Genomic DNA, 7,609 nt, shown 5'->3' on the forward strand with positions numbered 1-7,609 from the left:
GGTGATCGGGTCAGCCAGTTGCCCGAAGGATTTAAAATCATTGCCAGCACCGACAGTGCGCCTATTGCCGGTATGGCGGATGAAGAACGACGGTTCTACGGTGTGCAGTTCCATCCTGAAGTGACACATACCACTCAGGGGCAACGTATGATTTCGCGTTTTATCACTGAAATCTGTGGCTGTGAAACCTTATGGACCTCCGCCAATATTATTGAAGACAGCATTGAAACCATCCGCCAGCAAGTTGGCAAAGATGAAGTATTGCTGGGTTTATCAGGCGGCGTCGATTCTTCAGTTGTGGCAGCTTTACTGCACCGTGCAATTGGCGATCAGCTGATTTGTGTATTTGTAAATAATGGCCTGCTGCGTGAAAACGAAGGTGATCAGGTGATGGCGATGTTTGCCAAACATATGGGCATCAGAGTGATTCGCGTCGATGCTGAAGATCGTTTTCTCTCTGCATTGGCTGGTGAAAATGATCCGGAAGCCAAACGGAAAATCATCGGTCGTGAGTTTGTCGAAGTATTTGATGAAGAAGCTTCCAAACTGACGAATGTGCAGTGGCTGGCTCAAGGCACCATTTATCCCGATGTAATCGAATCTGCTGCTTCTAAAACCGGTAAAGCCCATGTGATTAAAACGCATCACAATGTCGGCGGTTTACCGGAGCACATGAAACTCAAGTTAATTGAGCCTTTACGTGAACTGTTTAAAGATGAAGTACGTAAACTGGGCGTTGAGTTAGGCCTGCCAAGCGACATGGTATATCGCCATCCATTCCCGGGCCCTGGCCTTGGTGTACGTATCCTGGGTGAAGTCAAAAAAGAATATGCCGACTTATTGCGCAAGGCCGATAACATCTTTATCGAAGAACTGCGCGCTCATGATTTGTATGATAAAACCAGCCAGGCGTTTGTGGTATTTTTACCCGTCAAATCAGTTGGTGTAATGGGTGATGGTCGTCGCTATGACTATGTAGTTGCATTGCGCGCAGTGGAAACCATCGATTTTATGACCGCTCGCTGGGCACACCTGCCTTATGAGTTTCTGGATCTGGTGTCACGTCGGATTATTAATGAAATCAATGGTATCTCACGAGTAGTCTACGATATCTCCGGCAAACCACCTGCTACGATCGAATGGGAATAACGCGGTATCACTTTTTAATTGAAGGTCGCGTGCAAGGTGTCGGCTATCGTATGTCGGCGCAAATCGCAGCGCAGAAAATAGGCGTAACAGGCTGGGTGCGTAACCTGCGCAGTGGACAGGTTGAGATGGTGGCCGAAGCTGAACCTGCTCAACTGGAGCAGTTACTTGAGTGGGCCTGGCAAGGACCGAATTTTGCGCAGATCACTGATATCAGTCTGGAAAAAATAACAGCTACCGGCGAATTTACCCAGTTTGAGATTCGTTAGCCCAATAAATAATTTAGGAGACGGTCATGGCACAACGTTTTAATAGTAAAGGCTTTTTATTACGTTTGCTGTTTGCTGTTTTACTGGTCTTTATCAGTTATAACCCGAGTGGTTACAGTTATTATCATTGGGCTAATGATGCTCTGTTTGGCAACGCTGGTATGAACATCACGCCTCCATTTGCCATGGCTACCGTTATTATTCTGATTGGCTGGACGGTTTATCTCAGAGCAACATTCCGATCATTAGGGGGATTTGGTCTGATCCTCGCTTTTGCCTTTTTTGCCATTATTATCTGGTGGTTATTTGATTTAGGTATTCTGGAACTCCGGCATCATGCCGCTTTTACCTATATCATTTTATTTCTTATCGCTACTGTGCTCGCAGTGGGAATGTCATGGTCGCACATACGGCGTCGCTTATCAGGACAAGCCGATATGGATGATGTTGATGAATAAGCCCTAAAAATAGTTCTGATTCAACGCTATTTTTCAGTTTGAGTTAAGCCTCAAGGATTATCGTTCTTCTTAACGTCATATCAATGTCTGGCATTGGTAGATTAACCAAGTTGAAGGATAAACGCATGGCTCTTTTCTCGGATAAAACCCGGTCGAGATTACTACTTATTGTATTATTGCTCAGCACGATTTTAAGTGGCTGTCTTTGGTTCAGTACAGTCAGTTCTGCCACAACTAAAACCACTGAAGTATGGGATCTTAATCACTATCTGTTAAGCAAGACGCTGACGATTGATGGTATAGAAGATAATTTATCCGGCATAACTTATCATCCTGATTCTGGACATCTGTATGGAATTGTTAATAATCCTGAGCAGATCGTTGTCATCAGTAAAAATGGTCAACTACTGAGAAAAATTGATTTAATAGGTTTTTCTGATACTGAAAGTATTGATTATGTTGGTGGCGATCGATTTATTATCAGCGAAGAGCGGCAGCAAACCATTAGCTTTGTTGACATACACGACACCACGACAGAAGTTCACTATTCTGATATAAAAACCCTCGCCCTGCTTCCTCCTGAAAAAGCGAATAAAGGCATTGAGGGGATTGCCTATTCATCACAGCATGGCGTGTTTTTTGTGCAAGAGAAGCCTGCCCGGATAATGCATTTCGCACTGGCAAACGATACACAGACCAACCAGTTTCATGTAATGAAAAATCTGCGTCTGGAGGTAGGTGATTTCTCGGGTCTGACCTTGTTGCAGGGGCAGGATGAAAGTTTACTGGTGTTAAGTGATGACTCAAACAGCCTGCATGTAATTGATTTGGCAGGACAGGAAAAATCCCGAATCAGATTAGGCACTGGCCCATATCGTCTTTGGCCAAAAATGGCCCAGCCGGAAGGGGTTACTACCGATGCTGAGGGTAATATTTATATTGTTGGCGAACCTAACCAGTTTATGGTGCTGACAAGAACTAGACCTTTGTAAATTTTGAATATTAAAAAGGGCGGTTACCCCGCCCTCTTCAGTGTTTCAATTTACTGGCTTCACGCTTCATAGGTGGATGCTGAAACATTACCACCTCTGCCAGTCCAGTTGGTATGGAAATATTCACCGCGGGGCTTATCCAGCCGCTCATACGTGTGAGCACCAAAATAATCTCGCTGGGCCTGCAATAAATTGGCCGGTAAGCGTTCACTGCGATAACCATCATAGAAAGATAATGCGCTGCTGAATGCAGGTACAGGAACCCCAAGACTGATGGCACAGCCTACGGCTTTACGCCAACCCGGTAAGGCCTCAGTGATTGCATCAATGAAGAAATCATCCAATAACAGATTTCCCAGTTGGGGGTTACGTTCAAAAGCGTCGCGAATATTACCCAGAAAGCGACTGCGAATAATACAACCGCCTCGCCACATCAATGCAATACCACCATAATTGAGTTCCCACCCATAGGTTTTGGCTGCTTCACGCATCAACATATAACCTTGGGCATAGGAAATAATTTTCGAGGCGTATAAGGCATCACGAATTGCGTTAACCATTTCAGCTTTATCGCCGGAAAACTCACCAGCCCCTGCAGGCAAAACACTAGAGGCAGTCACCCGTTCATCTTTCAGACCAGATAAACAGCGGGAAAATACGGCTTCTCCAATCAGCGTTAATGGAATACCTAACTCCAGTGCATTAATACCTGTCCATTTACCTGTTCCTTTTTGACCGGCAGTATCCAGAATATGATCAATCAGCAAACTGCCATCCGGCTCTTTAACCGCCAGGATATCGCGGGTAATCTCGATCAGATAGGAGTCCAGAACGCCTTCATTCCATTCAGAAAATACCTGCTGAATTTCATCCCCCGACATACCCAGGCCTTCGCGCATCATTTGATAGGCTTCGCAAATCAATTGCATATCACCGTATTCAATGCCGTTATGCACCATTTTTACATAATGGCCTGCGCCATCATTACCGACCCAGTCACAACAGGCTTCACCATCCACTTGTGCGGCGATGGCTTGAAAAATGGGTTTAATTGCAGGCCAAGCAGCATTATTACCACCAGGCATCAAAGAAGGTCCGAAACGTGCGCCTTCCTCACCACCTGAAACACCACTGCCGACAAACAGAATGCCTTTTTTATGCAGTTCATGGGTACGTCTGTCACTGTCATTAAACAGCGAGTTACCACCATCAATAATGATGTCGCCTTTATCCAGATAGGTAACCAGCTGCTCAATAAAGGAATCCACCACGGGTCCTGCTTTCACCATCAACATTACCCGACGTGGCATTTGCAGGCTTTCGACAAATTTTTTCAGATCATGGCAACCGATAATGTTGGTATCTTTTGCCGGCCCTTCCAGAAACTCATCGACTTTAGAGCTAGTCCGGTTATAAACCGCGACCTTAAAGCCTTTATCATTCATGTTGAGCACCAAGTTCTGTCCCATAACGGCCAGACCTACTACACCTATATCTGCTTTTGTATTTTGGATCAGTTCACTCATTTTTGTTCAATCACCTTTATATATTCGCCTCGGGCTTCTCGTGTAGAACCGACCACAATTCGGCAGGTTCCGGAAGCATCACATTCCAATGCACCACAAACCTCAATGAATTCTCCTTTTTCCACTTGTCCAACGTAGGTATGGGTAAAGGAAATAATTTCAGGTGTCAGCGCATTATCAACTCGGTATCGCGCAGGGAAATCAAATGCACGACTGTCATCGGTCACCCGGCATTGGATGGTTTTAATACCTTGCTTGAGAAAATGCCGATGTTCAATATCCAGTTCATCTGAAAGACAGACCATTCCTATATCGAATTTACTGCCATCAATCATCGCTTTATTGCATTTCCGGTATTCATGCCAGCTAAACGTAACAAAATCCAGTTCACTATCCCGTCGCTGATAGTTTTCCTGCATTTGAGTTTTATCCAGCTTCTGCAGCAGGTTTTCTGCAATTGCTTTTTTAACGGCAGAGCGACATTGATGGAAAGCTTCACGTCCATATATGACCAGATCAATATCAGACGTCGCTTTTTGCTGATTTATCAGCATTGAACCGGTGAGTCCCAGAGCAGTAATATCCACTGAATATTGCTGCAAAATTGCTATCAATTTATGTAGTTTATGTTGCAGCGGATCGTCGGCTGGTTGTTTCAGTAATTGCTGCAATCGTTGCTCGGGACGGTGATGATGAATAATGCTGTTCACCGGTACCGCATGAAAGGCTGCATCAAACTGGTTGGAATAAAATAGAAACTCTGGATGGTGCCGTTCAAGTAAACGGTTAGCCTGTTCAGTATCCACTTTATGCCAACCATGTTGATCCTGCACATAACGTAAAAAACAGCCCACTTTCTGATCATGCGAGTGATAGCTGACTACGGCAAATATCAATCCATCTTCAGTTTCAATGAAGTCTTTGGGCAGAAACGGAAACCCTGTCTGTCTCAAAAACCTACCTCCTGAAAGTAATTTTTATAGTGGCATAATCATGCCATTATGCCTTGTCTGTTAATCCAAACATGCCGCGCACTGCAAGAACCATAATCAACAGTAATAATGCATCAATCAGCCAACGACCCTGTTCACCAAAAAAGCGTCCGTTACAAATGTCTTCAAGTAGTGTTGTAAGCTTTATGTTATGAGCTTCAAGTTGCAGCCTAAGTTCATTTTTAGTTGATTCCGGGATAGAGATAGATTCGCTCCATGAAACTCCATGCAACGAAATTAATTGCCAATCATCCAGTATCGAATTACCTTGCCACATTCCACTCCGAGTTTGCAGCACCGGAAGACCATGATGCAAACCAATATTCTGGATCTCTGCAGGTATAAGTTCTGCAGCGCCTAGTGTGCCGATATACTCGCCTTCGGTATCAAACAAAACAAGATTGTCATCCGTTGCCAGAACAATAAGATCCTCCAGCACAATACCACCTAACAATGGACGGTTAAGAAGCAGTTTAGGTTCGGCATTCACATAGAGTTGTGAATCGATTTGCATAAACAGCTGTCCGGTCAGACGCCATCCCTGTTCTACCGGCACATCCGTCCGTTGATAACGTTCAAGCAACCATGAATTGGTCAGTTTGTATTGGTCCAGCTTGAGATCTTGTGCATGGTTCAGCAGTAAAGTACAGGTCAGCCAAATGAGCATCAGCAAAGAAATGATCACAATCGCTGTGGCTTTTATCCCTTTCAGCATTTACCTATTCCCAAATAATTTTCTCAGTGCAGCTACAAGCATAGCTGAAAACAGCAGCAGAATTTTATCTTGCCATAAATATCAGACAAAAAAAGGGAGCAGAGCTCCCTTTTTTGCTGACAACCATCATTATTAATAAACGAATTTTAGGGTCTATCAATCATTCCTTGCCACCACTGCTGGAAACAGTTTTTCCGACCCACAAGCAGGAATGAAAGATAAACTGACACTTGGTCAGATTTAGTCGTTCAGAAATAATAATCGTAATGGTGTGTTACATCATTACCCGCATATCGGCCTGATGTATTTCACGCTGCCGCATATGAAACAGTGCTTTGCTGATATCAATCGCATAAGTCGCAAAATGCTGCTCCGTCATGCGAATGGTGATAGCCCCCATGTTGACGTGCACCATCTGACAATCAGGACAAAACTGGATATCACAGGTACTGGAAGAAAAGACGTTTTCCGGCTGGCAGGTATTTGAAGCCATGATAAAGATCCTTATTTTAAATTTGAAGATTCAGAGACTTTCCAACATATCGGGTAATCCACGCTGTTGGCCTCGATGAAGTTGATAACTGAGTAACCAGCGCTGCGATAAAGTTCGCCAGTGCTGTTTCTTTAAAGGGTGTTCGTTATGGGTTAGTAATAACCGATAATTTCTCGAAATCTGCAACGCGATACATGCTGAAGCGTGTTGGCGGTACATCGATTCCAATTGTTCATTGGCGGCTAAAATGACAGCTTCGCACCAGGTTTCTGCTCTCTCTGCTCTGTTTACATTCATGATTAACTCAATCTGTGAGCTGCCGCTGCAAGCAGCATGCTCCACACAGTTCGTTTGGATTTTTTATCCAGACAGTTAAAGTCAGCGGCATGTAGTTTCCCCTGACTGATTAATGCTTCTAGTCGATCAGGACTAAACGCCACATGTATTGCATTTTGTTTCGGAAAATAATTTTTTGATGACTGCATCTCGTATACCTCAGCAATATTGATAAGGTTAAATGCAGTATAAGGACTGATTAATCTAAATGCAAATAATTATTATTTAGATTAATAGAGTGATGCGAGTGTCGGTTTTTATGGAGAGTAGGAGCCTGTTCCATAATAGCCATAGCCTAAAAATGGCGCATCATGCTTTGGATTATAGGGCCTTGATGATTCAGGATCTTTTTGTGGCCACACGTGACTTTCATCGAGTGTAATCAACGGTAGCGATAACATTTTTTGATCGACTTTTTGCAGTTGTAATGAGTTAACGGTACCAATAAAGGTGGCCAGTTTCTCTGGGGAATAAATCATTGGGTCGAGAAAACTTTCACTACGAACAATAAAACGGCCAGCACTTTTTTCGGTTGAGATGGGGACACCATACCGAGTCAATGGGAACTGTACGATGGTCAATTCAGAAAAATTCTCATAATTCGCTACGTGAGCAATCATTCCACCCCAGCGTACTGTTTGATGCTCATAGGATTCAAAATTCTGCAGCACCTCTTCATAAG

General features: G+C 43.9%; 10 protein-coding genes. 4 read left to right on the forward strand and 6 right to left on the reverse strand.

Going from position 1 to position 7,609, the window contains the following annotated elements:
* From guaA to B3M51_RS04840, 4 genes are all read left to right on the forward strand, one after another.
* On the forward strand, nucleotides 1-1,149 hold a 1,149-nt coding region (gene guaA / locus B3M51_RS04825), incomplete at its 5' end, for a glutamine-hydrolyzing GMP synthase (protein WP_292757207.1).
* The gene (locus B3M51_RS04830; protein WP_292757209.1) at nucleotides 1,140-1,415 is read left to right on the forward strand and encodes an acylphosphatase; all 276 of its coding nucleotides are present in this window, start codon (nucleotides 1,140-1,142) and stop codon (nucleotides 1,413-1,415) included. The genes guaA and B3M51_RS04830, both read left to right, overlap by 10 nt.
* Nucleotides 1,416-1,441: 26 nt before the next feature.
* Nucleotides 1,442-1,873, forward strand: a complete 432-nt coding sequence (locus B3M51_RS04835; RefSeq protein ID WP_292482555.1) for a DUF6524 family protein — start codon at nucleotides 1,442-1,444, stop codon at nucleotides 1,871-1,873.
* A 125-nt stretch (nucleotides 1,874-1,998) separates the two neighbouring features.
* Nucleotides 1,999-2,865, forward strand: coding sequence for an SdiA-regulated domain-containing protein (locus B3M51_RS04840; protein WP_292757211.1), 867 nt, complete (start codon nucleotides 1,999-2,001; stop codon nucleotides 2,863-2,865).
* Between the two features lie 59 nt (nucleotides 2,866-2,924).
* On the opposite strand, the gene gnd is transcribed toward B3M51_RS04840, so the two are convergent.
* The 6 genes from gnd to B3M51_RS04870 form a co-directional block, all read right to left on the reverse strand.
* Nucleotides 2,925-4,391, reverse strand: coding sequence for a decarboxylating NADP(+)-dependent phosphogluconate dehydrogenase (gnd, locus tag B3M51_RS04845; RefSeq protein WP_292757213.1), 1,467 nt, complete (start codon nucleotides 4,389-4,391; stop codon nucleotides 2,925-2,927).
* Nucleotides 4,388-5,344, reverse strand: a complete 957-nt coding sequence (locus B3M51_RS04850) for a nucleotidyltransferase domain-containing protein (RefSeq protein ID WP_292757215.1) — start codon at nucleotides 5,342-5,344, stop codon at nucleotides 4,388-4,390. The genes gnd and B3M51_RS04850 overlap by 4 nt, the downstream gene beginning before the upstream one ends.
* Before the next feature lie 46 nt (nucleotides 5,345-5,390).
* Entirely contained in the window at nucleotides 5,391-6,098 is a 708-nt protein-coding gene (locus tag B3M51_RS04855) for a peptidase (protein WP_292757217.1), read from the reverse strand.
* 274 nt (nucleotides 6,099-6,372) lie between these two features.
* On the reverse strand, nucleotides 6,373-6,591 hold the full coding sequence (locus tag B3M51_RS04860; RefSeq protein ID WP_292401194.1) for a hypothetical protein: 219 nt from the start codon (nucleotides 6,589-6,591) through the stop codon (nucleotides 6,373-6,375).
* Nucleotides 6,592-6,621: 30 nt separating this feature from the next.
* Nucleotides 6,622-6,888 carry a hypothetical protein gene (locus B3M51_RS04865; protein ID WP_292757219.1) on the reverse strand — a complete coding sequence of 89 codons (267 nt, stop codon included), beginning with the start codon at nucleotides 6,886-6,888 and terminating at the stop codon, nucleotides 6,622-6,624.
* A 296-nt stretch (nucleotides 6,889-7,184) separates the two neighbouring features.
* A partial coding sequence (locus B3M51_RS04870) for a Slp family lipoprotein (protein WP_292757221.1) occupies nucleotides 7,185-7,609 on the reverse strand: 425 nt, incomplete at its 5' end.

This window comes from Methylophaga sp. UBA2689, from assembly GCA_002354555.1.
Lineage (GTDB): Bacteria > Pseudomonadota > Gammaproteobacteria > Nitrosococcales > Methylophagaceae > Methylophaga.